Source organism: Pseudomonas synxantha (assembly GCF_900105675.1).
In the GTDB taxonomy this organism is placed as follows: domain Bacteria; phylum Pseudomonadota; class Gammaproteobacteria; order Pseudomonadales; family Pseudomonadaceae; genus Aquipseudomonas; species Aquipseudomonas synxantha.
The window spans coordinates 437,801-464,479 of sequence record NZ_LT629786.1 but is presented as its reverse complement, the minus strand read 5'-3'; the positions used below and the strand labels follow the sequence as shown (position 1 = coordinate 464,479).

Sequence of the window (26,679 nt, the reverse complement as noted above, 5' to 3'; positions counted from 1 at the left end):
AGGTCGAAATGTAGGAGGGGCGGTGTTTCTTCAGGGTGTGAAGAGTCCAGCCATGGCCTTCAAGCGCTTCTTGTAGACCCGCCGCGCCTCCAACGCTTGCTCCAGTGTCACCGCCACAAACCCTGCCCGCTGGTTCGGCTGCATCTGCCCGATCAAATCCAGGTCGGCGCTGATCACCGTGCCAATCATCGCGTAGCCACCGCCCGACACCGCATCGCGGTGCAGCACAATGGGTTCAAGCCCAGCAGGCACTTGAATCGAGCCAATCGGGTAGCAACTGTCGACGATATTCGACGGATCGGAGCCAGCGCCAAAGGGCTGCTCCCGCGGCTGGAAGCTCAACGCGCTGCCGCCCTTGAAGCGATAGCCAATGCGATCCGCCTCGGAGCCGACCGTCCACGGCTCGGCAAAAAAGCTGCTTTTCGCGCCGTCGGTCAAGCGCTCGTAATACAGGCCCGGCACCACGCGCAAGGTCACATCGCCGCCCACCGAACGACGCAACGCCATCGGCAAGCTGTTACCCGCACGTCCATTACCGCTGGCCGTGCCGATGGGCAACTGATCCCCCTCCTGCAAGCGCCGCCCGTCAAACCCACCGAGGGCGCCAAGGGTATAAGTGGAGCGACTGCCGAGCACCAACGGCACGTCGATGCCTCCGGCAACGGCGAGGTAAGTACGCGCGCCTGCCTTGGGAAACTCAAAGCGCAGCACCTGCCCGGCACGCACGGCGAAGGCGGTGTCCTGGTGCACCACTTCACCGTCCAGGCGCGGCGACATCAAGGCGCCGCTCAACGCCACCAACGCGTCCTGCTGGAACTCCAGCTCAGGCCCAATCAGCGTGCATTCCAGGCCAGCCGCACCCACGGGGTTACCCACCAGGTGGTTGGCCGCGCTCAGCGCGTACTGGTCAAGCGCACCCGAGGGCGGAATGCCCAGGTGGTAATAGCCTTCGCGGCCGAGGTCCTGCACGGAGGTGGCGAGGCCGGGTTTGAGGACCTTGATCATGCCAGCGCCTCCTGCAGGGTTTTCGGATAGCCGATGGGGTCGGCAAGAAACGCATCGAGGGAAAACTCCACCGGGCGGATGCGCAAATCGAAACGCCCTGCTTCCACCTCGGCGACGGCCAGGTCGTAAGCCTCACGGTCCATCGGCTTGAACTGCACGATATCGCCGGGCCGGAAAAACACCATGTGTTCCTTGAGGTACGCCAGTTGCTGGGCCGGGTCGTAGATCGGTGCAGGGGTGACGCCAAACATCTGGTAGCCCCCCGCGCCGCGCACCGAGTAGATACACCCAAAGCAGCCGCCATGGCCCAGGGTCAACTTGGGCGTGTCGGTGCGTGGCCGCAGATACTTGGGCACTTGCAATTGTCGCTCGCGCTCGACCATTTGGAACATGAACGGCAAGCCCGCGACAAAGCCGACCATCGACACAAACCACGGTGCGCCACTGTGGGCGGTGATAAACGCGTCCACGTCGGCCAGGCCATTGATGCGTGCGGCGTACTCCAGGTCAGTGCCGCTGGGGTCTTGGTGGCGGTCACGAAAGCGCATCAGGGTTTCATGGGTCCAGGGGTCGTTATAGAGCACCGGGATTTCGATGATGCGCGTGTGCAAGGTGCGCTCGGTCACGGCCTGGGCCTCGGCGCTTTGTACCGCGTCGAGCAGTACATGGGGCGCGATGCGGTCGGGGTCAAAACGAATCTGGAACGATGCATTGGCCAGGCACACATCCAGAACGCCTTCCAGTGCCATACGCTTCACGGCGCGGGTTACCGCCATGCCCTTGAAGAAGGCCTGCAGGGACATGCTGTCGCTGACCTCGGCAAACAGGTGTTCATCAGCGCCGAAGCTGTAGCGGATGGGGGACATTTCAGCCATGTCTGTTCCTCTTGGAATCATTGTAGAAAGGCAGGCAAAAAAGTGATGAGGCGATCTTATTGGGGTGGCCTGACGTCGATGCCCGCACGGTCCAAGACTTCACGGGTCGCTTCCACAAGTTCCAGGGCACCGGGGGTGTCGCTGTGCAGGCAGATGGAATCAAATTCGATCAACAGGTCTTCGCCTTCCACGGTACGTACAAGCCCGGTCTGACAGGCACGCAGGACACGCGCTGCGACAGTGGCAGGATCCAGCGCCCGAACCTGGCGGGTAAAGACGATGGAGCCGCTCAAATCGTACTCGCGGTCGGCATAGAACTCGCGTACCACAGGCTGGCCCAGTTCCTTGGCAATGCGCCAGATCACCGAGTTGGGCATGCAATACAGCAACAGCGTCGGCTCGAGGATCTGCAGGTTCTGCACCAGCAGCCGTGCGGCTTCTTCATCGCGAGCCAGGTGCATGTAGAGCGCGCCATGGGGCTTGATATGTTGCAAGTGGACGCCTTGGGCACGAGCAATTTCGCGCAGGGCGCCGAGCTGGTAGAGCATGTCGTCCACCAACTCCTGGGCCGGTGCATTGATATGCCGACGACCGAAACCCACCAGGTCACGAAAGCCCGGGTGCGCGCCGATGGCCACCCCCAGTTGCTTGGCGCGCTCGACGGTGCGGCGCATGGTGCCGGGATCGCCGGCGTGAAAGCCGGTGGCGATGTTGGCCGAGCTGATATAGGCCATCAGTTCTGCATCGACGCCGTCGCCGATGGTCCAGGGGCCAAAGCCTTCGCCCATGTCTGAATTGAAATCCACTGCCTGCATCGAAGTTGCTCCGCCAAAGGTGATGCCAGGAAAGTAGGCTGGGGCTTGACCCCTTGGGAAGATCTATTATCAGATGACCCATCTTCTGAAAATCAGATATCACCCATGTCCCTCACCTTGCGCCAGGTTCGCTACTTCGTCGCCACTGCGGAAATAGGCCAGATTTCCCAGGCGGCGATTCACTTGAATATTTCCCAGTCGGCGGTGACCACGGCGATCAAGGAGCTGGAAGCCATGCTTGGCGTACAGTTGTTCGTGCGCTCGGCCCAGGGCATGAACCTCACCGACGCCGGGCGGCATTTTCTCAACCGCGCCTACGTGATTGTGCGCAGCGTGGATGACGCCCTCAACAGCCCGTTGCCGGACTACCGCGCCAGCGGCGTATTGCGCGTAGCGGCCAGCTACACGGTGCTGGGTTATTTCCTGCCGCACCATTTGCAGCGCATGGAACATTGGCATCCGGACGTGACCATCGAAGTGTTCGAGCAGGAACGCCAGGCCATCGAACACGGCCTGCTTGACGGCCAGTTCGACATGGCCGTGGTGCTCACCGCCAACCTCACCCACGCGGATATCGTCTCTGAAATCCTGTTCAACTCCGAACGCCGCCTATGGCTGCCCAGCCATCACCCATTGTGCGAACGCGGTGCCGTGAGCCTGGCGGATGTGGCGCAAGAACCGTACATCCTGCTGACCGTCGATGAGGCCGAACACAGCGCCATGCGCTATTGGGAACAGGCCGGGCAAACACCCAAGGTGCGCCTGCGCACCAGCTCGGTAGAGGCGGTACGCAGCATGGTTGCCAATGGCAGCGGCGTGGCGATCCTGTCGGACCTGGTACACCGGCCCTGGTCCCTGGAAGGCAAGCGTATCGAGACACTGACCGTGACCGACCCGGTGACGCCCATGAGCGTCGGCCTGGCCTGGCACCGCGAGCGCGCATTCACCCCGGCGATGCAGGCGTTCCGCGATTACTTCCACGATGCATTCCTGGCGCCGCAGCAGTTGTCGGCGCGCCGTTAAAGATGGGCTTGCAGGGTGGCAGTCAACCAGTCCATGAACACCCGCACCCGCAGCGGCAAATGCCGCTGGCCGGCGTACAGTAAATACACGTCCAGAGGCGGTGCCTGGTAATCCGGCAGCACCGCCACCAAGTCGCCGCTGGCCAATAGATCGCGGATCCCCAGTTGGGGCACCTGGGTAATGCCAAACCCACCCAGGCACGCCGACTGGTACGCATCGGTGCTGTTGACGGTCACCCTTCCTGCCATCGGCAACCGTTGCACCTTGTTGCCCACCATGTATTCAAACCCTGCCGAGCGTGCGCCCAGGGGCCGTACGTAATGCACCAACTGGTGATTTGCCAGGTCAGCCAGAGTCTGCGGCACGCCATAACGTTGCAGGTACACCGGGCTCACGCAGTTGACCATCGGCATGCTGCACACCCGTCGCGCCACCACGGTTTGATCGGGCTGGGCCCCGACGCGCACAACACAGTCGAAACCTTCGGCGATCAGGTCCACCTGGCGATCCGAGCCGCTGATCTCCATGTCGATAAGAGGATGGCGTGCCATGAATGTGGGCAAGTTCGGCAGGATCAAGCCCCGCGCCATGACATTGGGCATGTCTACCCGTATGCGCCCGGCCAATTGGGCTTCGTCCTGGCGGAACAAACCTTCCAGCTCTTCCATATGCGCCAGCAGATCCTTGCTGCGCTCGTACAACACACGACCATCCTGGGTCGCCTGCACCTTGCGTGTGGTGCGTTGCAGCAGCCGCGCACCGAGCAGTTCCTCCAACGCCTGCACGTGCTCAGACACCGTAGAGCGCGGCAGGCCCAGGCTCTGGCCGGCCTGGGTAAAACTCGACAACTCAGTGACGCGCACGAAGGTGCGCAGTAACTCAAGCTTGTTCATGAGATTGTTCGCCTTATCCGGCCAGTGATTCCGATATCCGCCTGTTTATCACGTTATGGCCGGACAAATACACTCAGTCCCACTGACCCCACCTGAGGACTGCACCATGACCCGTAAAATCGCACTTATTACCGGCGCCAGCCGCGGCCTGGGCAAAAGCGCCGCACTGCACCTGGCTGCGCAAGGCGTAGACATCATCGGCACTTACCACAGCGCAGCGGCCGAAGCCCAAGCGGTGATTGCCCAAGTGCAGGCATTGGGTGGCCGCGCCGCCATGCTGCAACTGGACGTCAGCCAAAGCGCAGGCTTCGATGGCTTCGTCGCCCAGGTCGGCGCGCTGCTCAAGGAGGTTTTCGCCCAGGATCACTTCAACTTCCTGATCAACAACGCCGGGATCGGTGCCCACGCCAGCTTTACCGAGACCACCGAAGCACAGTTCGACCAGTTGGTGGCGATCCACTTGAAGGCGCCGTTTTTCCTCACGCAGAAACTGCTGCCGCTGATCAGCGATGGTGGGCGCATCATCAATATTTCCAGCGGCCTGGCGCGGTTCAGCCTGCCGGGCTATGCCGCGTACGCGTCGATGAAGGGCGCCATTGAAGTGCTGTCGCGCTACCAGGCCAAGGAGCTGGGCCCACGCGGTATTACCGTGAACACCCTGGCACCGGGCGCGATTGCCACTGACTTCGGCGGCGGCGCAGTGCGCGATAACACCGATCTGAATACGATGGTCGCCAACAATACCGCCCTGGGCCGTGTCGGCTTGCCGGACGATATTGGCGGGGCGATTTCGAGCTTGCTGGCCGATGGCAGCAACTGGATCACCGGCCAGCGGATCGAGGCGTCGGGGGGGATGTTCCTGTAGGCAGCGGCGCCTATTGGGTGACTGGGGTTTTGTTGACGATTTTTTCACGCAGTACGTCATAACCCCAGTGATACACATAGGTATACGGCAGGAAGAACAACAGCACGCCGATGTCGAGGATGAACGCCTCCAGCAGGCTGATCTTCATCAAGGCGGCAATCAACGGCACCGCCATCAGGATCAGGCCGCCTTCGAACAGCAGCGCGTGCAACACCCGGGTCCAACCGCCATTGACCAGTTGCAGGCGTGTTTTAAGGCGGTCGAACAGGCTGTTGAAAATAACGTTCCAGCTCAAGGCCAGCAGGCTGATGCCCAAGGTAACGGCGCCCATCTCCAGCGCCGGCCTGCCGGTGACCCACATCAGCAACGGCGTACAGATCAACAAGGCCAGCCCTTCGAACCCAAGGGCTTGGAAAACACGTTCAGTAATGGATTTGGTAGGGGTCATGACCCGGCTCCGTGAGTGACGAGGGTTGCCATGATCAGGCTTTGTCTCGATACTTCATAACCAATAACCATCGATCAGGGCGATAGTCGTGGCCTCCCATGAAGTGCTCCAGGCGTTCGTCCAGGCTGCTACCCAAGGTTCGTTTTCCGCAGCAGCGCGCAAGCTGGGCAAGAGCCAGTCCACCGTCAGCGCGGCGGTGGCCAGCCTTGAGATTGACTTGGATGTAGTGCTGTTTGACCGCAGCAGCCGCAAACCGACATTGACCCCGGCAGGCCATGTACTGCTGCAACGCGCCGAGCAGGTGCTGGAGGCCAGCAGCCGCCTGGAATTGACGGCGAGCCAATTGGCCACGGGGTTGGAACCGAAGCTGACCATCGCCATGTCAGACACCTACCAATCGCAGCGCTTCGAAACCACCATCATCGCGTTTGCCGAACGTTATCCGGACCTGGAACTGGAATGGCTGATTGCCGAGTGCGATGACCTGATCGACCTTGTACAAAGTGGCCGGGCGCAAATCGCATTTATCGAGCAGCAGGAGGAGTACCCGCCGGACTTGACCCATTCGCCGGTCGAGGAACGTACCGAAACGGCCCTGTTCGTTTCCCCCCAGCATGCCTTGGCCAGGCTGGAAAAGGTTGACCAGCAGGCATTGAAACAGCATCGGGAATTACGCCTGGCGAGCATCGTCAAACCCTATGACAATCGCGCTGCCGGGCGGGTCTGGTCGGCAGCCAGTTACCTGATGCTGATGGAAATGGCGCAGTTGGGTTTCGGCTGGGCGCCCCTGCCACGCTGGCTGGTGGAACGTTTTGGCAATGGCAGCCTGCAGGAACTGAGGGTGCGTGGCTGGCCGCGGTCGGTGACGGTGGATGCATTGTGGTCGCGCCAGCATCCGCCGGGGCCGGCGGGGAGTTGGTTGCTGGGACAGATGCTCGATTGAGCCAGTGAGAACAATGATGTCCAAATGTGGGAGGGGGCTTGCTCCCGATAGCTGAGTGTCAGTCAGCTAATCTTTACCTGACACACCGCAATCGGGGGCAAGCCCCCTCCCACATTTGGAGCTTCATTGTCTGGGGGATTTGAGTTCGGCCAGGCGTCGCTCCAGGAAGCGTTTTTCCGGGGTTTGCTGGGTCAGGGACAGGGCTTTTTCGTAAGCTGCACGGGCCTCTTCAACCCGCCCCAACTGCCGGCAAAACTCCCCACGCGCCGAATGCGCCAAGTGATAATCCTGCAACTCATCGCGTTGCAAAATGCTGTCCACCAACGTCAATCCAGCCGTCGGTCCCTGTTCCATCGCCACCGCTACCGCACGGTTCAACTCGATCACCGGCGATGGCATGGCCCTGAGCAATACATCGTAAAGCCCCACAATCTGCCGCCAATCAGTCTCCTCGGCACTCGGCGCCTCGGCGTGCACCGCCGCAATCGCTGCTTGCAGGCAATACGGCCCGAAGCGTCGCGTGGTCAGCGCCCGCTCCACCAATGCGCAACCTTCAGCCATCAATGCCCTGTCCCACAGCGCACGGTCCTGGGCATCCAACAGCACCAACTCACCGCTGGCCGAGGTGCGTGCCGGGCGGCGCGATTCGTGCAGCAGCATCAACGCCAGCAAGCCCATGACTTCCGGCTCCGGTAGCAACTCCATCAGCAAGCGGCCCAGGCGAATGGCCTCCGCGGTCAAGTCTTCACGGGTGAGATCGGTGCCTGTGGAGGCCGAGTAGCCTTCGTTGAACACCAGGTAAATCACCCGCAGCACGCTGTCCAGGCGCTCGGGCAACTCGGCACGGGACGGCACTTGATAGGGGATTTTCGCTTCACGGATCTTGCCCTTGGCACGCACGATGCGCTGGGCGATGGTGGTGGGTGTGGCGAGAAACGCGTGGGCAATGGCCTCGGTACTCAGGTCGCAGATCTCGCGCAAGGTCAGCGCCGCCTGGGCATCGGGCGCCAACGCCGGGTGGCAGCAGGTAAAGATCAAGCGCAGGCGATCGTCTTCCACGTCTTCATCACTCCACTGCGCCGCTTCCAGTGTGTCGGCCTGCTCTTGCAGCAACGGGGTAAACCGCGCCTGGCGACGTAGACGGTCGATGGCTTTGAAGCGACCGGTTGATACCAGCCAGGCCCGTGGATTATCCGGCACACCATCCTCGGGCCAGCGCTGCACGGCGACGAAAAATGCCTCGTGCAGCGCCTCCTCGGCCAAGTCGAAATCACCCAGCACACGAATCAGCGTCGCAAGCACACGCCGTGACTCGCTGCGGTAAACCGCTTCGACCTGGCCATTGAGCGTCATTAAGCTAGGTTCAATTCACGTACGGGGCGTACTTCCACACTGCCGACCCGGGCCGCTGGAATGCCGCCGGCCACCTGTAACGCTTCATTGAGGTCCTTGGCCTCGATCAGGTAGAACCCGGCAAGCTGCTCCTTGGTTTCGGCAAATGGCCCGTCGGTGATCGACACCTGGCCATTGCGCATGCGCACGGTGGTGGCAGTATTGACCGGCTGCAGCGGCTCGGCGGCAAGCATGCGTCCGCTGGCCTGGATGGCCTCGGCGTAGGCAAGACACTCCGGGTCCCTAGGGCTGTCGGGCGAGGTGTGCAACAGCTGTTCGTCGCTGTAGATCAGGCACAGGTATTTCATGATGCTCTCCGTTTTCGGCCTCCTGACTATAGTTCGCCGTGCTCAAGGTTTCAGGTCGAACAGCGCCGTGCCGCTTTGCATATCGAACGGCGCCGACCAGTGCTCATGCACCACTTTCCATTGGCCATCGATACGCTGGTAAGCGGCGGTGACGCGCATCCAGCAGGTCTTGAGTACACCATCCGGGCCGGTGCCACCGCAGTGCGCGAGCCAGTGGGCGAAGGCGCTGTCCTGGGCCTGGTTGATGCGCAACTCATGAAACTCAAAAACGCCCGGGCCCGGGCAATGTTCCATGCACGCCTTCCAGTGTGCACGATAGGCCTCCCTGCCCTTGAATTGCAGCGCGCCAACCGCGTCGAACGCGACGATATCGTCGGCGTAAAAGCTGACAATCTTGTCGATATCCTGGGATACCACGGCTTGTTTCCATTGCTCGATCAGGGTGTTGATTGCAGTACTCATGGCGATGACTCCTTGGTTGAAAAACACGGAAGACACCCTTAGTCGAATGGCCCTTGGGCAAATCGACAGGCCATGGAAAAATAATTTCCTCCACCACAAACCCGATAGACTGCAGCCTTCTTTGCAGCCGTTCGGATAATCCGATGCAAACCCGCCTTGTTGCCTATGAGGCGCTCAATGCTGTGCAACAACAGCAAGTCAGCGCCATCGAAGTTCATCCTGAACAACTGCCGTTTTGCGGCGATATGTATTGCGCCCTCAATACGCTGCTGGTCAACCCGAGCCCTGGCGTCAAAGGTTTTGCGCTGTTGGCCGATGATATCCCCGTGGCCTTTCTCCTACTCAAGCGCCCACCCTGCCTGCCCCATTGGGCCGATGAACACTGCGCCACCCTGCATGCGTTGCAAGTAGATCGGCATCAGCAAGGGCGTGGGTTCGGCAAGGCGTGTTTGCAGGCACTGCCAACCCTGGCGCTTGAGGTGTGGCCGCAGATCAAAGGGTTGGAGTTGTCTGTGGACACGCACAACCCGGCGGCAATGGGGCTGTATCTGGGGGCTGGATGGGTGGACAGCGGCGAAGCGTACAAGGGACAGGTTGGGTATGAGCGCCGGTTGAGTTGGATCTTCAATTCATAACGGTAATGTCACGCAAACACGACGTTGACGCGTGCCTGTCGTGTTTACATGACATCGGCGAGCGTCAGCCCCGCTCTCCAACCGGCAACCAGATCTCCACCGCTCCCGTGCCCTTTCTCGCGTCAAAATCTGCGCTATAGCGCTCGAAATCCGCGCCCATCACCTTGTAACCCGAGTGCGGCAGCCATTCGAACATAATGCGCTCGTAGGTTTGCTCAAGCGCCTGCACCGGCCCGTAATGCGGGAACACCGCATAGTTGAGCGGCGGGATTTCGATGAACTCAAAGTTGCTCGGCACATCGCCCTTGCCTGGGACTTCTACCCCGGCCATGTAATCAAACTCGCCGTGGTGGGGGTTGTGGCAAACGCCGTAGGTCACGCCGCCAACGCGCTTCTTGATGTCTTTAATGCACGTGTCAAACAACTCCCATAACTTGGGGATATCGCCCACGGTGGCCTTCGAATAACGCCCTTGTACACCGGCGATCACCAGGGCCTTGCCGGCTTCCATGCGTGGCTCCAACGGTTGTTTTGTCTGCTGATCCATACGAACAGTCTCCTTCTTATGAGGGAACAAACCCGCATCGAGTATAGGGGCATATCCCGGCTGCGCTCCATGTACAAATTTTTGCCACGCCATCTGGACAACGCGCCATCATCGCCCGTATTGTCTGCCCCGCAGGCCACCGCAGTGGCCGACGTCGCTCGGACGGTTCCGGGCGCTTACGTACTCTCGAGGCAACAATGGCCGAACAAGGTTCGCCGCGCCGCTTTGCGCGCATAGATCGACTCCCCCCTTACGTTTTCAATATCACTGCCGAGCTGAAGATGGCTGCGCGTCGGCGCGGCGAAGACATCATCGACTTGAGCATGGGTAACCCCGACGGCGCCACGCCTGCGCATATCGTGGAGAAAATGGTCACCGTCGCCCAGCGTGACGACACCCACGGCTACTCCACTTCCAAAGGCATTCCACGCCTGCGCCGGGCGATTTCGCGCTGGTACAAGGACCGTTACGAGGTGGATATCGACCCTGAGTCGGAAGCCATCGTCACCATCGGTTCCAAGGAAGGCCTGGCGCACCTGATGCTGGCGACCCTGGACCAGGGCGACACCGTGTTGGTGCCCAACCCCAGCTACCCGATTCATATCTACGGTGCCGTGATTGCCGGCGCCCAGGTGCGTTCGGTGCCGCTGGTGCCTGGTGTGGACTTTTTCGCCGAGCTGGAACGGGCGATTCGCGGCTCGATCCCCAAGCCAAAGATGATGATCCTGGGTTTTCCGTCAAACCCTACCGCACAGTGCGTGGAGCTGGATTTTTTCGAACGGGTCATCGCCCTGGCCAAACAGTACGACGTGCTGGTGGTTCACGACCTGGCCTACGCCGACATCGTCTACGACGGCTGGAAGGCCCCCTCGATCATGCAGGTGCCGGGTGCCAAGGATATCGCGGTGGAGTTTTTCACCCTGTCCAAGAGCTACAACATGGCCGGCTGGCGCATCGGCTTCATGGTGGGCAACCCGGAACTGGTCAACGCCCTGGCACGGATCAAGAGTTACCACGACTACGGCACCTTTACCCCGCTGCAAGTGGCCGCCATTGCCGCGCTGGAAGGCGACCAGCAGTGCGTCAAGGACATCGCCGAGCAGTACCGCCAACGCCGCAATGTGCTGGTCAAGGGCCTGCATGAGCTGGGCTGGATGGTGGAGAACCCGAAGGCGTCGATGTATGTCTGGGCGAAGATTCCCGAGCAGTACGCCGCCATGGGTTCCCTGGAATTTGCCAAGAAACTGCTGCTGGAGGCCAAGGTCTGTGTATCGCCTGGGATTGGCTTTGGCGAGTATGGGGATGATCATGTGCGCTTTGCGCTAATCGAAAACCAGGACCGGATTCGCCAGGCAGTGCGCGGGATTCGCGGGATGTTCAGGGCGGATGGGCTGGTCACGAAAGCCTGAGCCTGACCTGGTCAAAATGTGGGAGGGGGCTTGCTCCCGATGGCGGTGGATCAGTCACCAGATGCAGTGACTGACACTCTGCTATCGGGGGCAAGCCCCCTCCCACATTTGTCTTGCGGTGTGGCTTACACCACCAACGACAGCAACATGATGAAGATCAGCGCCACGATCGACAGGATGGTCTCCATCGCCGTCCAGGTCTTAAACGTCTCGGCCACGGTCATGTTGAAGTACTGCTTGACCAGCCAGAACCCGGCATCGTTGACGTGCGACAGGATCAACGACCCCGCCCCCGTCGCCAGCACCAGCAACTCGCGGTTAACCCCCGGAATCATCCCCACCACCGGCACCACAATGCCCGCGCCGGTAATGGTCGCGACCGTCGCTGAACCCGTGGCAATCCGAATCACCGCCGCCACCAGCCATGCCAGCAGGATCGGGTTGATCTGCGCGTTCACCGCCATATGGCCGATCACGTCACCCACGCCGCTGGTCACCAGCATCTGCTTGAAGCCACCACCGGCACCGATGATCAGGATGATCGCCGCGGTCGGTGCGAGGCTGGCGTCGAGCAGCTTGAGGATCTGCTTGGAATGGATGCCCTGGCGATGGCCAAAGGTGTACAGCGACAACAACAAGGCCAGCAACAGCGCGGTGATCGGGTGGCCGATCATGTCCATCCAGTTGCGCACCACGTTGCCTTCGGCAAAGGCGATGTCGGCAAAGGTTTTCAGCAGCATCAGGAACACCGGCAGCAGTACGGTGACCAGGGTAATGCTGAAGCTCGGCAGGTCTTTGTTTTCAGGCTCGCGGGCCAGTTGATCGACCAGTTCCTGGGACGGGTTGCCCGGGATGTACTTGGCGATAAAGGTACCGAAGATCGGGCCGGCGATAATGGCCGTCGGCAGCGCAACGATCAGGCCGTACAGGATAGTCTTGCCGATGTCCGCGCCAAACACGCCGATGGCCAGCAGCGGGCCCGGGTGCGGTGGTACCAGGCCGTGCACCGCCGAGAGGCCGGCGAGCAGCGGGATGCCGATCTTGATCAGCGACACACCAGTACGCCTCGCGACGATAAACACCAGCGGGATCAGCAGTACAAAACCGATCTCGAAGAACAGCGGGATGCCCACCAGGAAGGCGGCGAACATCATGGCCCACTGGACTTTCTCTTTGCCGAAGGCCCGGATCAGGGTCTGGGCGATCTGGTCGGCACCGCCGGATTCGGCCATCATTTTGCCGAGCATCGTGCCCAGCGCGAGGATGATGCCGACAAAGCCGAGCACTCCGCCGAAACCGTCCTGGAATGCCTTGATGATCTTGTCCACGGGCATGCCCGAGGTCAGGCCGAGGAAGCCGGCCGCGATGATCAGTGCAATGAACGGGTGCACCTTGAACTTGGTGATCAGAACGATCAACCCGATGATAGTGACCACTGCATCTAGCAGCAGGTAAGACTCGTGGGACATGCCAAACATGGGGGGTCTCTCCTGTTTGTTGTTGTTATTAAAGCGGGTGTTGAATTTCCTGCCGGGGATAGCGCTATCTTTTCCGGCAAAAAATTAATGAGTTGGTTCAAAGCCGTGCTTGAGCCACCAGGCGTTGGTCTGCTCGGCCAGTTCCTCAACGCTGTCTTCACTGGCGTTGAGCGCCAGGGTCAGCGGCTCGCCCTTGGGCGATTCGAGGGTGGCGAACTGGCTGTCGATCAGGCTGGCCGGCATGAAATGGCCGGGCCGGTGGGACACACGGTCGGCGGCGACTTCACGGGTCAGCTCCAGGAATACAAAGCCCAGGCCCGGCGCGGCTTCGCGCAGGTGGTCGCGGTATTTCTTTTTCAGGGCCGAACAGGTGAGCACCGGATGCTCGCCCGCCCTGAGCGAGCGGCGCAGTTCATCGCACAGGATGTCGAGCCAGCCGGCGCGGTCGTCGTCGTTAAGGGGGTGGCCGGCGCTCATCTTTTCGATGTTCGCGGCGGGGTGAAAGCTGTCGCCTTCAATGGCAGTGGCGCCGTTCAGGCGGCACAGGGCTTGGCTGACGCTGGACTTGCCACAGCCGGAAACACCCATGATGACCAGGGCGGTAACAGGTTGACTCATGAAACACCTCAGGACGCAGATAGCGCTACCTTTGCACGCTATAAGGCTAGTGCAAAAGACAGGCTTTTCCCGCGCCGACTTGTCATTTTTATGGAGTGACGCGTGCATCTGCTCCAATCATTCGAACCGGATCAGGCAACCCTAGGTTCAATAATTTGCAGCCCTTTGGAGACAGCGCTACCTTAGTGCCTCGATTTTTGTTTGGCAAGCCGCCTGATGACCTCCAAGAACGATAAAAATACCCGCACGACGGGCCGCCCTACCCTCAATGAAGTTGCACGCCTGGCCGGGGTCAGCCCGATCACCGCCTCCCGCGCCCTGCGCGGTATCAGCACCGTCGCCACCGAACTGGTGGAAAAAGTCCAGCAGGCCGCCGCCGAACTCAGCTATGTGGTCAACCCCGCTGCCCGCGCGTTGGCGTCTGCACAGAGCCATTCGGTGGTGGTGCTGGTGCCATCGCTGTCCAACCTGTTGTTTATCGAAACCCTGGAGGCCATCCATCGAGTACTGCGGCCCAAGGGCTTCGAAGTGCTGATCGGCAACTCCCATTATTCGCGCGATGAAGAAGAAAACCTGCTGCGCAACTACATGGCGTACCAGCCACGGGGTTTGCTGCTCACCGGGTTCGACCGCACCGAAAGCGCGCGACGAATGGTCGAGACCAGCAATGTGCCGTGCGTGTACATGATGGATCTGGACCCCAATGCCGGGGTGAACTGCGTGGGTTTCTCACAGTTGGCCGCAGGCGAGACGGCGGCGGCGCATTTGCTGTCCCGGGGGCGTAAGCGCCTGGCCTACATTGGCGCGCAGTTGGATCAGCGCACGTTGTTGCGCGGTGAAGGTTTCCGCCGCGCCTTGCAGCAGGCGGGCATGTACGACCCGGCGCTGGAGCTTTTGACACCCCGCCCCTCCTCAGTGGGCCTGGGCGGCGAACTGTTCCTGCAATTGCTGGCAGCGCATCCGGATGTGGATGCGATCTTCTTCGGTAACGACGACCTGGCCCAGGGCGCCCTGCTCGAAGCCCTGCGCCACGGCATCAAGGTGCCGGAGCGTGTCGCAGTGCTGGGCTTCAACGACTTGCCCGCGTCGTCATTCATGGTGCCGCGCCTGAGCAGTATCAGCACGCCACGAGAAGCCATTGGCCGCAGGGCGGCGGAGCATTTGTTGACCATCATGGCGGGCAACAAGATCGCCAAGCCGGTGGTGGATATGGGGTTTGAGTTGCAGGTGCGGGAGAGCACCTGACCCGCTCGTTCCCACGCTCTGCGTGGGAACGATCAGAAGTCTGCCTGTGTTAATGGCGGCTGTGCGTAGGGCACTTTCGGGTGCGCCGGCTTTGAGTGTCCACCGGTCTACTAACCTGCGTACAGCTGCCACCCTCGTTTAACTCGCTGCTCGGCAAGGCCATGGACCAGCACACACCACGCTGCTGTGACCTTACTCGGTCCAAATGTGGGAGGGGGCTTGCTCCCGATGCAGTGGGTCAGCTATCTGTAAGTTGACTGACCCACCGCTATCGGGAGCAAGCCCCCTCCCACATTTTTTAACCATGCCCGCTTGCGCCCTGCTAGATTGACCACTTTCCATCGCCAGGGAAGCACCATGGGACATTCACTGAAAATCTTGGGCCGCACTTCCTCCATCAACGTGCGCAAAGTGTTGTGGACCTGCCAGGAACTGGGCATCGACTATGTGCGCGAAGACTGGGGCATCGGCTTCAAACCCACCCAATCGACCGAGTTCCTCGCCCTGAACCCCAACGCGCAGGTGCCGGTGCTGATCGATGACCACGGCGTGCTGTGGGAATCCAACACCATCTGCCGCTACCTCGTCGGCCTGTATCAACGTCACGACCTGCTACCGACCGAGCCCGCCCCCAGGGCCCGTATCGAACAGTGGATTGACTGGCAAGCCACGGAATTGAACCGCGCCTGGGGCGACGCCTTTACCGCACTGGTACGCAACAACCCAGATGGTCTGGACGCTGCGCAGATCGCCGCCGCGGTGCAGGTATGGAACGACAAGATGGGCATTCTCGAACAGCAGCTGGCCAAGACCGGAGCCTATGTGGCCGGCGAGGAATTCACCCTCGCCGACATTTTGATCGGCCTCTCGGTACACCGCTGGCAGGCAACACCCATGCAGCGCCCACCCTACCCCGCCATTGCCGCCTACTATCAGCGGCTCAGCCAACACGCCGGTTTCAAAACCTTCGCCCTCGACGGCCACAACTAAGCACAGGGACCTCACGTGAACGGACTCAACGTACTGCTCACCGGCGCCTGCGGCAGAATCGGCAAGACATTTTTCCAAGCCTCGCAAGACCGCTACCGCTTCACCCTCACCGACCGCATCGCGCCGGACTTCGACCTGGGTGGACACCGCTTCGTACACGCCGACCTCAGCGATAAATCCAGCCTGGCGACCCTGCTCGAAGGCATCGACGTAATCGTGCACCTGTCGGGCATCCCCCACGCCAGTGCCTCGTTCGACGAATTGTTGCCCAACAACATCCTCGCCACCACCTACCTGTTCGAAGCCGCCGTGGCTGCCGGCGTGCAGCGCCTGGTGTTCGCCAGCAGCGCGCAAACCATCGAAGGCTATCCGGTGGACCGGCAGATCACCCCTGGTATGCAGGTGATGCCCGCGAATATGTATGGCGTGAGCAAATGCTACGGCGAGGCGTTGTGTGGCTACTACGCAGCCAAGACGCCGCTGTCGACCATCGCCCTGCGCATCGGCGCTTTTGAATTCCCCGAAACCCACGACCTGAACAACGCCCGCGACCTCAGCGCGTGGCTCAGCCCGCGGGATGCCGTGCATCTGCTGCAACGCTCAGTGGAGGTCGTCGGCGTGAAGCACGTGATCGCTCACGGTATTTCCAACAACCGCTTCAAGCGCCTGGATTTGAGCGAAACCACACGTGTGCTGGGCTACCAACCGCAGGATGATGCGTTCCAGATATTTGAAACCCCCATCACTTACTGAGTTTTCACCATGCCCGCCCACTCCACCACAGAAGGCCTCGACCCGCTCCGCGCCGCCCATATCAGTGCACGCATCGACCGCCTGCCCGCCGTGGCCACCATCTGGCGCCTAGTGGCGCTGCTATCGATCGGTGGTTTTTTCGAGCTGTATGACCTGTTCCAGACCGCCTATATCAGCCCCGGCCTGATCAGCGACGGAATTTTCCATACCGGCAGCCAGGGCGTGTTTGGCTTTTCGGACCAGGCCGCATTCGCCTCGGCGACCTTCCTCGGCCTGTTCCTCGGCGCCAGCCTGCTCAGCCCCATCGCCGACCGCTTCGGGCGCCGGGCAATCTTCACCTTTGCATTGATCTGGTACACCGTCGCCACGGTGCTGATGGGTATACAAACCTCCGCCCTGGGCATTATCTGCATGCGCTTTGTGGTGGGCATCGGCCTGGGCATCGAACTGGTGACCATCGATGCCTACCTCTCGGAACTGGTGCCCAAGCGCATGCGCAGTTCGGCGTTTGCCTTTGCGTTTTTCATTCAGTTTCTGTCGGTACCGGCGGTGGCCTTGATGTCGTGGTGGCTGGTGCCCCAGGCGCCGTTCGGCGTCGCCGGCTGGCGCTGGGTGGTATTAAGCAGTGCGGTGTTTGCGCTGTTTATCTGGCAACTGCGCAAGCGCCTGCCGGAATCGCCGCGCTGGCTGGCACAGAAGGGCCGTTTCGAAGAAGCCGGTGTGATTATGGATAGCCTGGAAGCACGCTGCCTGAAAGATCACGGCAAGCCCTTGGATGAGCCGGAGCCCGAAGCCGTCAGCGTGCAGGGCAGCGGCCGTTTTGCTGATATCTGGCAACCACCGTACCGGCGTCGCGCCTTGATGCTGATCGTGTTCCATGTGTTCCAGGCCATCGGTTTTTTTGGCTTTGGCAATTGGTTGCCAGCGCTGTTGTCGGGTCAGGGCGTGAGCGTGACCCACAGCTTGATGTACGCCTTTATCATTACCCTCGCCTACCCGCTCGGCCCCTTGCTGTTTGTGAAAGTGGCCAACCGCTTTGAGAACAAATGGCAGATCGTCGGTTCCGCCATGGGCGCGGTGATCTTCGGCAGCCTGTTCGCCCTGCAAACCAGCGCATTGGGGCTGGTGTTCTGCGGGGTGATGATCACCTTCTGCAATGCCTGGCTGAGCTTCAGTTATCACTCGTACCAGAGCGAATTGTTCCCCACGAATATCCGCGCACGGGCGGTGGGGTTCTGCTATTCGTTCAGCCGCTTGTCCACGGTGTTCAGCAGTTTGTTGATCGGCTTTATCCTCGAACACCTGGGTACGCCAGGGGTGCTGGCGTTTATCGCCAGCAGCATGCTGATCGTGATGATCACCATCAGCTGGTTCGGGCCGCGTACGCGTAACCTGGCGCTGGAAAATATCGCCCACTGACGGCAATGCTTGGCCGCCAGCGGCAGCATGCTTGCCGCGGCAGCAAAGCCACTCTCAATAAACATTGGGGTTTGCATACCCGGCACGCTATTTGCTCAAGCTGTGGCACCGACCATTTGCACAGGTGACCGATCATGCTGGTTAACAACAACACCCAAGCCATGTCGACCGTCCAACAGATCAAGCGACCCGACATGGACCCCGCCAACGCCGCCGCCAGCGCGTTGTACAGCGGTGCCCTGCAGACTGCGCAGCAGAACATCACGGTACCGGTCGTGCAGAAGGCATTGGATAAGGCCGGCGATCGCATTGATGAGGCGTTCGCCAAGACTCGCGTGCAGTTGCAGGCCACAGCGTCGAACAGCAATGTGCCAGCGACCAGCGTCGCCGGTTCAGCACGCAGTGAGTTCACCGATTACATGACCAAGACCCCGGCCGAGCGCATCCGCGACCAGTTGCTCAAAGAACGGGGGCTGACGTTGGAGCAGCTGAACGCGCTGCCGGTGGAAGAGCAAAATGCCTTTGCCAAGGAAGTGTCCGAGCGGCTCCAGCAGCAGCAAGCGCAGCAGGTAGCGGCGAAGTCTGCTGACCCGCAGGCGCAGACGGTGAAAGAAACCCTGGCGGCGATCTAAGCCCCCTCCCACATTTTGATCTTCTTCCACATGGGATCAGCAGGGTTTCAGTTAGTGCAATTGAAGCGTGGCGTTGAGCTGACGGATCGTATCCGCCTCCATGCCGCGAGCCTTCCTAGTCAGCCAGCATTGCCAGCAGGGCGCTGGCGGCGGCGGAAGGCGTACGGGCGGGTGCGCTGACCAGGGCGAACTCGCGGTGTATCGGCACGCTCAAAGGCATCACGCGCAAGCCCTGGCGCTGGGCCGGCAAGGTCGATTCCGGCACCAGGGTGACGCCTACGCCTTCGCGCACCAGGCTGAAGGCGCTGCTCCATTCCCTCACTTGCACCCGCACATCGCGCAACGCCAGACCGGCGTCGACACCCAAGCTGCGGGCATTGGCAGTGCACCCGCCGGTGGCAAGCACGAAGGGCTGCTCAAGCAGTTCCGCCAGGCTCACCGTGGCCCCCGCCGCACGCTGGGCCAGTGCATGCCGGGCCGGCACCACGGCCAGCCAATTGTCCCGCCCCAGCGGCGTTGCCTGGCACCCGGGCCCTGGGTTGAGCACCACCCCCAGGTCGATCAGGTCGGCGTCGAGCAAGGCTGTCACTTCATTGTCGGTGACTTCGAGGGTGGTGACCTCAATTCCCGGATAGAGCTGCGCAAAACGCTGCAACCTGGGGCTCAGAAACTTCGCCAGCACCTGAGGGAAACAGGCGATGCGCAGGTTCCCACGCAGCATGGGCCTGGCTTCGTCGACGCGGCTGCGAATCGCCTGCAAGGCACCGAGCATCACCCGCGCCTGTTCGATCACACTCAACCCGAGGGCAGTGGGCAGCGTCTTGCGCGGTTCGCGGATGAACAATTGCGCCCCCAGCGTGGCCTCCATGGACGCCATGGCCTGGCTGGCGGCGGACTGGGTCATGCCCACGCGTTCGGCGGCGGCGGTGATGCTGCCGTGATCGGCCACGGCCACCAGCAGGCGCCAGTGCATCAGGTTCATCATGGCAGTCGCTGTCCTTATGGGTGGGGCCTGAAGGTTTAATTTTACCCACGGTGCCATGCCCCGGAGACTGGCGCAAATCCTACACAGAGGCCCGCCATGAAACTGTATTTTTCCCCCGATGCCTGCTCGCTCGCGCCCCATATCGTCTTGCGCGAATTGGCCTTGCCTTTCGACCTGGTGCGCGTCGATAACCAGGCCAAGATCACCGCCAACGGCGAAGACTTCCTGCTGATCAACCCCAAAGGCTATGTGGCCGCACTGCAACTGGACAATGGCCAGGTGCTGACCGAAGCCAGTGCGATCCTGCAATACCTGGCCGATCTGAAACCCGACGCCCACCTGGCCCCGACCAATGGCAGCTGGGAGCGCGTGCGCTTGCAGGAGTGGTTGAATTTCATTGCCAGCGAAGTGCATGGCGGGCTCGCGGTGTTTTTCAACGCCGCGATCCAGGGAGAGGTGAAAGCCCAGTTCCGGGCCACGCTGTTCAAGCGTTTTGCGATTCTGGTGCAAACCCTTGAGCGTCAGGATTACCTATTGGGCTCGCACTATTCGGTAGCAGATGCCTACCTGTTCGTGGTGCTGCGCTGGGCCGCCGTGCACGCCATTGATCTGCGTGAGTGGCCGGCACTGGCGGCGTTTCAACAGCGCGTAGGCGCACGGCCCGCAGTGGTTGCGGCACTGGCTGTCGAACATCCATGAGTTGAGATAGGAGCACCGCCGCCGGCGGTGCTGGCCTTGGGCACCGACAGCGGGTGACTCAGTGACCGAACAGGCCGGTGTCGGATTTCTTGGCCTTTTTGTCAGCGCGTTTTTCATCGGCGGTCTTTGCCGGTTTTTTCTTCGCGGCTTTCTTTGAATCCATACCTTTGGCCATGATGCGTACTCAACTGAACGGGGATGTAGCACTGGGTATACCACCTATTGCCCGGCAGAAGGCGCTTATAATCCCCGGCCCTTGATAATGCTGGCCAGAAGACCATGCCCGAATTGCACATCGAACCGCTGGCAGAGCCCCTGTGGCCGCTGTTGAACAAGTTTTACCGCAGCCACAATTCCTCGATGAAGGCCCTCAAGGGTGGACGCTTGTGGGTGGCACGCGACAGCGCGATCGTGGCAGGGCTATGCCTGAGCCCGGTGGTGGGTGGGCAGTGGCTGACCGGCGTGTTTGTCGACCCGGCCTATCGCGGCCAGGGGCTGGCGGCGCGCTTGATTCAACAGGCGGTGGCTGAGGTGGAGGGTACGGTGTGGCTGCTGTGCCATCCGGATCTGGAGGGGGTGTATCAGCGTATGGGTTTCAGCCAGGACACGGTATTGCCGCAATCGCTCAGTGAGCGGTTGGTGCGCTACAAGCGGAACAAGCCGATGATTGCGATGGGGTTCTCAATCACCTGAATGATGCAGGACAAAAATGTGGGAGGGGGCTTGCTCCCGATGGCGGAGTGTCCGTCGCTGAAATATCGACCGGTCCACCGCTATCGGGAGCAAGCCCCCTCCCACATTGGGACCTCAGGTAGCCTGGTGTTTATTCGTCAGCCGTTGGGTCCATTTCCGGGAACATTACTTCGATAAACCCGAACTTGCTGAAATCGGTGATCCGCGATGGGTACAAGCGACCGATCAGGTGATCGCATTCATGCTGCACCACCCGCGCATGAAAACCATCGGCGAAACGTACGATTGGCTCGCCCTTGGGATCGAAACCTTCGTAGCGGATCTGCTGATAACGGTTCACCGCTCCACGCAAGCCGGGCACCGACAAACACCCCTCGTAATCCTCTTCCAGCACCGGGCTCAGCGGGGTAATCAGTGGGTTGATCAGGATGGTCTGCGGCACCGGCGGTGCGTCCGGGTAGCGCTCGCTGGCGTCGAAGCCAAAGATCACCAGCTGCAGGTCGACGCCAATCTGCGGCGCGGCCAGGCCAACCCCACCCACGTGCTCCATGGTCTGGAACATGTCATCGATCAGTTGCCACAGTTCGGGGCTGTCGAACATTTCCGGCGGCACCGGCGAGGCGATACGCAGCAGGCGCTCATCGCCCATTTTCAGGATTTCACGGATCATCGCTCTGGCACTTCATCAGGGGTGGGCTTGGAGTGGTCCCGGCCTAGGCCCGAGACGTGTTGTTTTTCACTGGTGTGGCTGGGTTCGTCGAATTCCTTTTCACCTGGGTCCTTGCCTTCGGCCGACATATGTTCGATCACGGCATTCATCTCCGCCCCCAGCAGCAATACGGCGGCGGAAATATAGAAGTACAGGAGCAGGACAATGATCGCACCGATACTGCCATACATGGCGTTGTAGTCGGCGAAGGTCTTCACGTAATAGCCAAAGCCAAGGGAAGCCACGATCCACACCACCACGGCCAATACCGAACCTGGGGTAATGAAGCGAAACTCCTGCTCCACATCCGGCATCACGTAGTACATGAGGGCCACGGCGAACATCAGCAGGATCACGATCAGCGGCCAGCGCAGGATAGTCCACAGGGTGACGACGAATTCCTGCATGCCGATCTGCCCTGCGAGCCACTCCATGACCTGCGGGCCAAGCACCATCAACGCCGCGGCGGCCAGCAACATGCCGGCGATACCCACGGTGTAGAAAATCGACAGAGGGAAGCGCTTCCAGATCGGCCGCCCCTCGACCACGTCGTAGGCCGCGTTCATCGCACTCATCATCAGGCGTACGCCTGCAGAGGCGGTCCACAGCGCGATGACGATACCCACCGAAAGCAGGCCGCCCTTGGACTGCTGCAACTGGTCGATCACCGGGTTGACCTGCTCCAGCGCCTGGGGCGGCAACACCAGTTCCGATTGCAGGCGCAGCCAGGTAAAGAAGTCCGGCAGGTGCAGGAAACCGATCAGGGCAATGAGGAACAGCAGGAAGGGAAACAACGAGAACAGCATCTGGTAGGCCAATGCCGAGGCGTAGGTAGGCATCTCGTCATCGACGAATTCCTTGACGGTGCGTACCAGCACCTTGTGCAGCTTGAGACCTTCGAGTACCGGAAAAATCATAGCGTCTCCTTTCGCCGCAAAGAGGGTGAGTTCGTGGGCGACTCAGGGTCCGTTTTCTACATCAAGGTAGCCCATTTGGCGACTTTGAAACAATTTCAAAAGTTTAGTTGCAACCGCTCACATAAAAACGGCCATCCGTGGATGGCCGCCATAATGCCGGGTAGAACCAGCACCACACCTTATTCAGTGGCTTTTTTTACCGCGTCCTTGGTCTTGCCCACTGCTTGCTGCGCTTCGCCTTTTTTCTCTTGGACCACGCCTTCAGCACGCAGCTTGTCGTTATCTGTGGCCTTGCCGACGCCTTGCTTGACGTTCCCGGCCGCCTCGTTAGCCATGCCTTTTACCTTATCGGAAGTGCTGCCCATGGTATTACTCCTGATAACAATCAATGGTTTTGGTCACTACCTGATGATTGACCCAAGGCCGTTCGGCAGAGTTTCAATTATTTTCCCCGGGCATTTCATCAGCCTTTGCAGGTTTGGCTTTATGTTTTGCCCCCAACCCACGAGAATGCCCGGCACATTCAGGCTACACGGCTGAATAACAGATCCCGTAGGAAGATTATGAAACTCAATAAAGCGCAGGCCATTGCCCGTAGAAACCAGGAACTGGGCGGTGCCGTACTCGGCGTCAACAACTGCCACTTCACCGACCTGGACCGCAAACGCAACATCTGGTGGTTCGACCTGCCAGTGGCGCGGATTGCCGTGGGCCAGTACGAGTGGCTCCACCTGTTGATGCACAACGCCGAGACCGACCAGTTGCTGCACCTGAAGGTGCCGACCGTGTTCCTGCGCGAAAAACTCGAAGGCCTGGTGGTGCGCAATGCGGGCAAGCGCAAGCCGGAGATTACCCTGGAGCTGAGCGCCGACAAGGATTCGTTCCTCAAGGATGTGCGCCCGGCGGGTGCGGGTGTGAGCTTCGCGCAGTTCGCGCTGTAACCTGGCAGGTAAAGGACCGTGGGCGAGAGCGTTACGCCCTCGCTCCTTTTCAGGCGGTTGCCACAGACCTGCTGGCAATACGCTGGGCCAGGGCGATGGCGAACAGGCAAAACAACGCCATGACCAAAATCCCCAGCATCAGTCCCATCGCCGTACTGGTGTGCCCCTCAGAGAAAAAGTACAGCGCCAATGCAGCGCCGGCCATCTTGATAGCCCCCTGCAGTGCACTCCCGGTGCCGGCGTGTTTGGCCTGGCCATGCAAACTGATCCCCAACAGCAGCGGTGAGGACAGCCCACAGCCAAGGGCAACCAAAAAGCCGTACACCACTATCGCCGGCGCCGTGACCAGGTTGAATGCCTGGAGCACCAGCGGCGCAAGCGCTGCCAACCCCGTCAGCGCAACCAGGGACGCCATCAGGATCCGCTCAGGCGAGTAGCGATTCAAGAAACGCTTGGTCAGGTAAGACCCCAGGACAATACCCGCAGAGTAGCCAACGAATAGCAGGCCGTTCTCCTGGCTCTCCAGATGGAACTGCAGCTGGTAAATAAACGGACTGGCGGTGAAATAGCCGATGGTGATCGCAAACAGCACCGCGGAAACCAGGCTGTAGACCATGAAGTTGAAGTCCCGTAGCAGCACCTTGAAGCCCTCGAGCCGCTTGGCAGGCACACCGTGGAGTGGAGCCGTTTCAACCAATGTAGCTTTGATAAATACCGCGCCAAGCAGCGTGATCAAGGTGAGGGCGTAGAAGTTGTATTGCCAGGGTAGCGCTGCAGTAATAAAGCCACCCAGCACGGGCGCAATCGCTGGCGAAACCTGGGACGCCATGGAAAAAACTGTCAGTGACTTGGACAGTTCGGTTTTATCCTTGAACGTGTCGCTCAAGATTGCCCGGCTTATTACGGGGCAACCGCCAGCACCGATGCCGGTCAACAAACGAAATAGATAGAGCGCCTGGATACTGTCTGCCGTCGACGTCAAGTAATTGCCCAAGGCGCCAAGGGCCAGGGACACCATAATCACCGGCACCCGCCCTTTTCTATCGGAGATCGGCCCATACACCAGTTGCGACAGTGCAAAACCTGCAAGATAGAAAACCACCAGGCTTTGGGACTGTGCGTCCGTCACCGAAAATACCCGTGCGATTTCGGGCAAGGCCGGGTTGTACAGGTCGATTGAAAACAATCCCAATACCAGGATCAGGCAGGAGTTGGTGATGACCATTTTTGAATTCACAACAGGCTCCTCACAGTAAGGGGTGATCTTTCAGGCGTGAGCTGTATTCGCTGTTGGGCGTGGTATGTCGCCCGTCGCACTTGATTTCAATGAGATGAGGCCGAGCCGCGCTCATGATGCTTTCAATACAATCGTGCAATGCCTCCGGGGTACTGACGCATGTCGCGCTCACGCCCAGGCTCTCGGCAAACAGGCACCAGTTGTAGTCAGGGATTTGCGTCAGCGCAGGCAAGTTATCTTTGTTATTGAAGTAACTTGCCGAATACGACCTGTTGTTGAAAACGACAAAGACGATATTCAACCCATGTTTGGCGGCGGTGGACAGCTCAAGCCCTTGCATCAACATGCATCCGTCACCGGTAACCACCATGGTCTTGCCATGGGCACGGGCGAAGCTTGCACCTATGCCCGCAGGGATACTCCAGCCCATCGGGCCCAGGGTGGTTGCCGATAAATAAGCGCTGGGGCCGCGCGCGGTCCAATAGTGACCGAAGAACGAGCGATGCGATCCCGAGTCGACACACACCACGCCATCACTGGGGAAATACGACTGCAGCACGGGGATATAGGCCGCGGGGTGGTCTGCGATATTGCCTGTGGCCTTGGCATCGACCGGATAATGCAAAGGCACCCGCTGAAGATCATTCGACCACTTGGAACGACTTTCCTGAGTGGCGGCCAGTTCCTCTGCATGAACCTCGCAAACCAGGCGCAGGAACCCATCCCCCGTCGCCACCACGCCGTGATCAATATCGAGAAAACGCCCCAGGTAATCCGGGCTCTCGTCCACCTGGATAGCACCACACGTCGGCCTTAACTCATGGGACCACAGCATGGTGCTCCATTGAGTGGTGTCGAGCCCCAGTAAAATCACGCCATCCACACCGTTCTTGAAGGCTTCAATGGCGCGTTTATTTCCTGAATAACCGTAAACCCCGAGTGCATTGGGGTGGTCTTCCGGAAACAGGCCTTTGGCGCTCAAGGTGGTGGCGACCGGGATCGAAAAACGGTCGGAAAACGCCACGAGCGCGGCTGCCACCTTAGCGTTCTTGCAACGCAGCCCCGCGAGAATGACGAGATTGGTCGAGCGCTTGAAGACTGCCTTGATCGCAGCACTTTTGATCTTTTCGACGGCAAGCGCTTGATTGCTCCACGACTCCAGTACGCTTGGAGCGATATCAACGCGAGCCATGGACTTTTCATACAGCGCTTCTTTGCTGACAGCCAGGTAAGTCGGGCCTTTTTCCACGCCCCTCAATAGCCGGACCGATTCGCGCAGAAAGGCCGGCAAGGGTTGCCCGGCCTTGACTTCAAGGGCACTGCGGGTGATGGGTTTGAACACATCGCACAGATTGACGCCCGTTTGGCTGCCGTCCTGGAGCACGTTCTGCATTTCCAGGGAGGAAGCAATCTGGCCTGACAACAGCAAGACCGGTTGATGATCGGTATAGGCAGACGCTATCCCAGTCAATGCATTGGTGACGCCCGGGCCGCCGATGACCAGGCACACCCCGATTTTTTCACTGGCCCGCGCATAACCTTCCGCCATATAAGACGCACCTGTTTCGCAGGCAGTGACGACCGGCTCAATCTCCAGCGTTCCGGAACCATCATTGGGATAACAACGCATAAAAGCATTGATCAGTTTGCCGGGCACCATAAAGAAGTGCGTAACGCCAAAAGACTGAAGTTGGCGAAGAATGTAATGTGCACCGGTTTCGCCAGTACTTTGCAAGTCCATTG

30 protein-coding genes are annotated in these 26,679 nt (G+C 60.2%); 13 read left to right on the top strand and 17 right to left on the bottom strand.

What is annotated here, in order from left to right; genetic code table 11:
• Positions 1-30: 30 nt before the first annotated feature.
• From BLU48_RS02220 to BLU48_RS02210, 3 genes are read right to left on the bottom strand one after another with little or no spacing between them, the layout of a single operon-like run.
• Positions 31-1,005, bottom strand: a complete 975-nt coding sequence (locus BLU48_RS02220) for a 5-oxoprolinase subunit C family protein (RefSeq protein WP_057023868.1) — start codon at positions 1,003-1,005, stop codon at positions 31-33.
• Positions 1,002-1,880 (bottom strand): 5-oxoprolinase subunit B family protein, encoded by an 879-nt coding sequence (locus tag BLU48_RS02215; RefSeq protein WP_057023867.1) that lies wholly within the window; start codon positions 1,878-1,880, stop codon positions 1,002-1,004. Before BLU48_RS02215 ends, BLU48_RS02220 begins: the two co-directional genes overlap by 4 nt.
• A gap of 56 nt (positions 1,881-1,936) precedes the next feature.
• On the bottom strand, positions 1,937-2,695 hold the full coding sequence (locus BLU48_RS02210; RefSeq protein WP_057023866.1) for a 5-oxoprolinase subunit PxpA: 759 nt from the start codon (positions 2,693-2,695) through the stop codon (positions 1,937-1,939).
• Positions 2,696-2,800: 105 nt separating this feature from the next.
• On the opposite strand from BLU48_RS02210, the gene BLU48_RS02205 reads away from it, so the two are divergent.
• Entirely contained in the window at positions 2,801-3,718 is a 918-nt protein-coding gene (locus tag BLU48_RS02205) for a LysR family transcriptional regulator (protein ID WP_056847672.1), read from the top strand.
• Here BLU48_RS02205 and BLU48_RS02200 read toward each other — a convergent pair.
• Positions 3,715-4,611: a LysR family transcriptional regulator gene (locus tag BLU48_RS02200; RefSeq protein WP_056847671.1), complete on the bottom strand. Its 897-nt coding sequence runs from the start codon at positions 4,609-4,611 to the stop codon at positions 3,715-3,717. The two genes, BLU48_RS02205 and BLU48_RS02200, sit on opposite strands and share 4 nt — an antisense overlap.
• 106 nt (positions 4,612-4,717) lie before the next feature.
• On the opposite strand from BLU48_RS02200, the gene BLU48_RS02195 reads away from it, so the two are divergent.
• Positions 4,718-5,476: an SDR family NAD(P)-dependent oxidoreductase gene (locus BLU48_RS02195; protein WP_056847670.1), complete on the top strand. Its 759-nt coding sequence runs from the start codon at positions 4,718-4,720 to the stop codon at positions 5,474-5,476.
• A 10-nt stretch (positions 5,477-5,486) separates the two neighbouring features.
• Here BLU48_RS02195 and BLU48_RS02190 read toward each other — a convergent pair whose 3' ends face one another.
• Positions 5,487-5,924 carry a multidrug/biocide efflux PACE transporter gene (locus BLU48_RS02190; protein WP_057023865.1) on the bottom strand — a complete coding sequence of 146 codons (438 nt, stop codon included), beginning with the start codon at positions 5,922-5,924 and terminating at the stop codon, positions 5,487-5,489.
• 88 nt (positions 5,925-6,012) lie between these two features.
• On the opposite strand from BLU48_RS02190, the gene BLU48_RS02185 reads away from it, so the two are divergent.
• Positions 6,013-6,867 (top strand): LysR family transcriptional regulator, encoded by an 855-nt coding sequence (locus BLU48_RS02185; protein WP_057023864.1) that lies wholly within the window; start codon positions 6,013-6,015, stop codon positions 6,865-6,867.
• Positions 6,868-6,990: 123 nt separating this feature from the next.
• On the opposite strand, the gene BLU48_RS02180 is transcribed toward BLU48_RS02185, so the two are convergent.
• From BLU48_RS02180 to BLU48_RS02170, 3 genes are read right to left on the bottom strand one after another with little or no spacing between them, the layout of a single operon-like run.
• Positions 6,991-8,220: an RNA polymerase sigma factor gene (locus BLU48_RS02180; RefSeq protein ID WP_057023863.1), complete on the bottom strand. Its 1,230-nt coding sequence runs from the start codon at positions 8,218-8,220 to the stop codon at positions 6,991-6,993.
• Positions 8,220-8,567, bottom strand: coding sequence for a YciI family protein (locus tag BLU48_RS02175; protein WP_057023862.1), 348 nt, complete (start codon positions 8,565-8,567; stop codon positions 8,220-8,222). Before BLU48_RS02175 ends, BLU48_RS02180 begins: the two co-directional genes overlap by 1 nt.
• 42 nt (positions 8,568-8,609) lie before the next feature.
• Positions 8,610-9,029 (bottom strand): YybH family protein, encoded by a 420-nt coding sequence (locus tag BLU48_RS02170; protein WP_043051286.1) that lies wholly within the window; start codon positions 9,027-9,029, stop codon positions 8,610-8,612.
• A gap of 143 nt (positions 9,030-9,172) precedes the next feature.
• On the opposite strand from BLU48_RS02170, the gene BLU48_RS02165 reads away from it, so the two are divergent.
• A complete protein-coding gene (locus BLU48_RS02165; RefSeq protein ID WP_046069231.1) occupies positions 9,173-9,664 on the top strand; it encodes a GNAT family N-acetyltransferase in 492 nt (163 codons plus the stop codon).
• Between the two features lie 64 nt (positions 9,665-9,728).
• Here the strand turns inward: BLU48_RS02165 and BLU48_RS02160 are convergent, their stop codons facing one another.
• Positions 9,729-10,211: a GyrI-like domain-containing protein gene (locus tag BLU48_RS02160; protein WP_056847666.1), complete on the bottom strand. Its 483-nt coding sequence runs from the start codon at positions 10,209-10,211 to the stop codon at positions 9,729-9,731.
• 197 nt (positions 10,212-10,408) lie between these two features.
• Here BLU48_RS02160 and alaC point away from each other — a divergent pair, with 197 nt between their 5' ends.
• Positions 10,409-11,620, top strand: coding sequence for an alanine transaminase (gene alaC, locus BLU48_RS02155; RefSeq protein ID WP_057023861.1), 1,212 nt, complete (start codon positions 10,409-10,411; stop codon positions 11,618-11,620).
• A gap of 125 nt (positions 11,621-11,745) precedes the next feature.
• Here the strand turns inward: alaC and BLU48_RS02150 are convergent, their stop codons facing one another.
• Positions 11,746-13,098, bottom strand: a complete 1,353-nt coding sequence (locus tag BLU48_RS02150; RefSeq protein WP_032902782.1) for a GntP family permease — start codon at positions 13,096-13,098, stop codon at positions 11,746-11,748.
• 84 nt (positions 13,099-13,182) lie between these two features.
• On the bottom strand, positions 13,183-13,716 hold the full coding sequence (locus BLU48_RS02145) for a gluconokinase (protein WP_057023860.1): 534 nt from the start codon (positions 13,714-13,716) through the stop codon (positions 13,183-13,185).
• A 213-nt stretch (positions 13,717-13,929) separates the two neighbouring features.
• Here BLU48_RS02145 and gntR point away from each other — a divergent pair, with 213 nt between their 5' ends.
• The 5 genes from gntR (at position 13,930) to BLU48_RS02120 (ending at position 18,755) form a co-directional block, all read left to right on the top strand.
• Positions 13,930-14,961 carry an HTH-type transcriptional regulator GntR gene (gene gntR / locus BLU48_RS02140; RefSeq protein WP_167659874.1) on the top strand — a complete coding sequence of 344 codons (1,032 nt, stop codon included), beginning with the start codon at positions 13,930-13,932 and terminating at the stop codon, positions 14,959-14,961.
• Positions 14,962-15,318: 357 nt separating this feature from the next.
• On the top strand, positions 15,319-15,951 hold the full coding sequence (locus BLU48_RS02135; RefSeq protein WP_057023858.1) for a glutathione S-transferase family protein: 633 nt from the start codon (positions 15,319-15,321) through the stop codon (positions 15,949-15,951).
• Between the two features lie 15 nt (positions 15,952-15,966).
• The gene (locus tag BLU48_RS02130; RefSeq protein ID WP_057023857.1) at positions 15,967-16,704 is read left to right on the top strand and encodes an NAD-dependent epimerase/dehydratase family protein; all 738 of its coding nucleotides are present in this window, start codon (positions 15,967-15,969) and stop codon (positions 16,702-16,704) included.
• A 9-nt stretch (positions 16,705-16,713) separates the two neighbouring features.
• Positions 16,714-18,123: an MFS transporter gene (locus BLU48_RS02125; protein ID WP_057023856.1), complete on the top strand. Its 1,410-nt coding sequence runs from the start codon at positions 16,714-16,716 to the stop codon at positions 18,121-18,123.
• A gap of 134 nt (positions 18,124-18,257) precedes the next feature.
• A complete protein-coding gene (locus BLU48_RS02120; RefSeq protein WP_057023855.1) occupies positions 18,258-18,755 on the top strand; it encodes a hypothetical protein in 498 nt (165 codons plus the stop codon).
• Positions 18,756-18,870: 115 nt separating this feature from the next.
• Here the strand turns inward: BLU48_RS02120 and BLU48_RS02115 are convergent, their stop codons facing one another.
• Entirely contained in the window at positions 18,871-19,740 is an 870-nt protein-coding gene (locus BLU48_RS02115) for a LysR family transcriptional regulator (RefSeq protein WP_057023854.1), read from the bottom strand.
• Positions 19,741-19,836: 96 nt separating this feature from the next.
• Between BLU48_RS02115 and gstA the strand changes: the two genes are divergently transcribed.
• The gene (gene gstA / locus BLU48_RS02110; protein ID WP_057023853.1) at positions 19,837-20,439 is read left to right on the top strand and encodes a glutathione transferase GstA; all 603 of its coding nucleotides are present in this window, start codon (positions 19,837-19,839) and stop codon (positions 20,437-20,439) included.
• 279 nt (positions 20,440-20,718) lie between these two features.
• Complete coding sequence (locus BLU48_RS02105) at positions 20,719-21,132, top strand: GNAT family N-acetyltransferase (RefSeq protein ID WP_057023852.1); 414 nt, start codon at positions 20,719-20,721, stop codon at positions 21,130-21,132.
• A gap of 130 nt (positions 21,133-21,262) precedes the next feature.
• Here BLU48_RS02105 and def read toward each other — a convergent pair whose 3' ends face one another.
• From def to BLU48_RS02090, 3 genes are all read right to left on the bottom strand, one after another.
• Positions 21,263-21,802, bottom strand: coding sequence for a peptide deformylase (gene def / locus BLU48_RS02100; protein ID WP_057023851.1), 540 nt, complete (start codon positions 21,800-21,802; stop codon positions 21,263-21,265).
• On the bottom strand, positions 21,799-22,758 hold the full coding sequence (locus tag BLU48_RS02095; RefSeq protein WP_057023850.1) for a YihY/virulence factor BrkB family protein: 960 nt from the start codon (positions 22,756-22,758) through the stop codon (positions 21,799-21,801). The genes def and BLU48_RS02095 overlap by 4 nt, the downstream gene beginning before the upstream one ends.
• Before the next feature lie 179 nt (positions 22,759-22,937).
• A complete protein-coding gene (locus BLU48_RS02090) occupies positions 22,938-23,123 on the bottom strand; it encodes a CsbD family protein (protein ID WP_057023849.1) in 186 nt (61 codons plus the stop codon).
• Between the two features lie 198 nt (positions 23,124-23,321).
• On the opposite strand from BLU48_RS02090, the gene BLU48_RS02085 reads away from it, so the two are divergent.
• Positions 23,322-23,699 carry a hypothetical protein gene (locus tag BLU48_RS02085; RefSeq protein WP_057023848.1) on the top strand — a complete coding sequence of 126 codons (378 nt, stop codon included), beginning with the start codon at positions 23,322-23,324 and terminating at the stop codon, positions 23,697-23,699.
• Between the two features lie 49 nt (positions 23,700-23,748).
• Here BLU48_RS02085 and BLU48_RS02080 read toward each other — a convergent pair whose 3' ends face one another.
• Positions 23,749-24,936 (bottom strand): multidrug effflux MFS transporter, encoded by a 1,188-nt coding sequence (locus tag BLU48_RS02080; protein ID WP_057023847.1) that lies wholly within the window; start codon positions 24,934-24,936, stop codon positions 23,749-23,751.
• A gap of 10 nt (positions 24,937-24,946) precedes the next feature.
• The gene (locus BLU48_RS02075) at positions 24,947-26,677 is read right to left on the bottom strand and encodes a thiamine pyrophosphate-binding protein (RefSeq protein ID WP_057023846.1); all 1,731 of its coding nucleotides are present in this window, start codon (positions 26,675-26,677) and stop codon (positions 24,947-24,949) included.
• Between the last annotated feature and the right edge of the window lie 2 nt (positions 26,678-26,679).

Bases quoted from the DNA above. Each gene is read 5' to 3' on its own strand.
- BLU48_RS02105 (WP_057023852.1), top strand. From the start codon at position 20,719: ATGCCCGAATTGCACATCGAACCGCTGGCAGAGCCCCTGTGGCCGCTG.
- BLU48_RS02175 (WP_057023862.1), bottom strand. From the start codon at position 8,567: ATGAAATACCTGTGCCTGATCTACAGCGACGAACAGCTGTTGCACACC.
- BLU48_RS02150 (WP_032902782.1), bottom strand. From the start codon at position 13,098: ATGTTTGGCATGTCCCACGAGTCTTACCTGCTGCTAGATGCAGTGGTC.
- BLU48_RS02095 (WP_057023850.1), bottom strand. From the start codon at position 22,758: ATGATTTTTCCGGTACTCGAAGGTCTCAAGCTGCACAAGGTGCTGGTA.
- BLU48_RS02220 (WP_057023868.1), bottom strand. From the start codon at position 1,005: ATGATCAAGGTCCTCAAACCCGGCCTCGCCACCTCCGTGCAGGACCTC.
- BLU48_RS02160 (WP_056847666.1), bottom strand. From the start codon at position 10,211: ATGGATCAGCAGACAAAACAACCGTTGGAGCCACGCATGGAAGCCGGC.
- BLU48_RS02075 (WP_057023846.1), bottom strand. From the start codon at position 26,677: ATGGACTTGCAAAGTACTGGCGAAACCGGTGCACATTACATTCTTCGC.
- BLU48_RS02145 (WP_057023860.1), bottom strand. From the start codon at position 13,716: ATGAGTCAACCTGTTACCGCCCTGGTCATCATGGGTGTTTCCGGCTGT.
- BLU48_RS02165 (WP_046069231.1), top strand. From the start codon at position 9,173: ATGCAAACCCGCCTTGTTGCCTATGAGGCGCTCAATGCTGTGCAACAA.
- BLU48_RS02195 (WP_056847670.1), top strand. From the start codon at position 4,718: ATGACCCGTAAAATCGCACTTATTACCGGCGCCAGCCGCGGCCTGGGC.
- BLU48_RS02085 (WP_057023848.1), top strand. From the start codon at position 23,322: ATGAAACTCAATAAAGCGCAGGCCATTGCCCGTAGAAACCAGGAACTG.
- BLU48_RS02180 (WP_057023863.1), bottom strand. From the start codon at position 8,220: ATGACGCTCAATGGCCAGGTCGAAGCGGTTTACCGCAGCGAGTCACGG.
- def (WP_057023851.1), bottom strand. From the start codon at position 21,802: ATGATCCGTGAAATCCTGAAAATGGGCGATGAGCGCCTGCTGCGTATC.
- BLU48_RS02135 (WP_057023858.1), top strand. From the start codon at position 15,319: ATGGGACATTCACTGAAAATCTTGGGCCGCACTTCCTCCATCAACGTG.
- BLU48_RS02115 (WP_057023854.1), bottom strand. From the start codon at position 19,740: ATGATGAACCTGATGCACTGGCGCCTGCTGGTGGCCGTGGCCGATCAC.
- BLU48_RS02090 (WP_057023849.1), bottom strand. From the start codon at position 23,123: ATGGGCAGCACTTCCGATAAGGTAAAAGGCATGGCTAACGAGGCGGCC.
- BLU48_RS02210 (WP_057023866.1), bottom strand. From the start codon at position 2,695: ATGCAGGCAGTGGATTTCAATTCAGACATGGGCGAAGGCTTTGGCCCC.
- BLU48_RS02215 (WP_057023867.1), bottom strand. From the start codon at position 1,880: ATGGCTGAAATGTCCCCCATCCGCTACAGCTTCGGCGCTGATGAACAC.
- BLU48_RS02120 (WP_057023855.1), top strand. From the start codon at position 18,258: ATGCTGGTTAACAACAACACCCAAGCCATGTCGACCGTCCAACAGATC.
- alaC (WP_057023861.1), top strand. From the start codon at position 10,409: ATGGCCGAACAAGGTTCGCCGCGCCGCTTTGCGCGCATAGATCGACTC.
- BLU48_RS02190 (WP_057023865.1), bottom strand. From the start codon at position 5,924: ATGACCCCTACCAAATCCATTACTGAACGTGTTTTCCAAGCCCTTGGG.
- BLU48_RS02200 (WP_056847671.1), bottom strand. From the start codon at position 4,611: ATGAACAAGCTTGAGTTACTGCGCACCTTCGTGCGCGTCACTGAGTTG.
- BLU48_RS02170 (WP_043051286.1), bottom strand. From the start codon at position 9,029: ATGAGTACTGCAATCAACACCCTGATCGAGCAATGGAAACAAGCCGTG.
- BLU48_RS02125 (WP_057023856.1), top strand. From the start codon at position 16,714: ATGCCCGCCCACTCCACCACAGAAGGCCTCGACCCGCTCCGCGCCGCC.
- gstA (WP_057023853.1), top strand. From the start codon at position 19,837: ATGAAACTGTATTTTTCCCCCGATGCCTGCTCGCTCGCGCCCCATATC.
- BLU48_RS02205 (WP_056847672.1), top strand. From the start codon at position 2,801: ATGTCCCTCACCTTGCGCCAGGTTCGCTACTTCGTCGCCACTGCGGAA.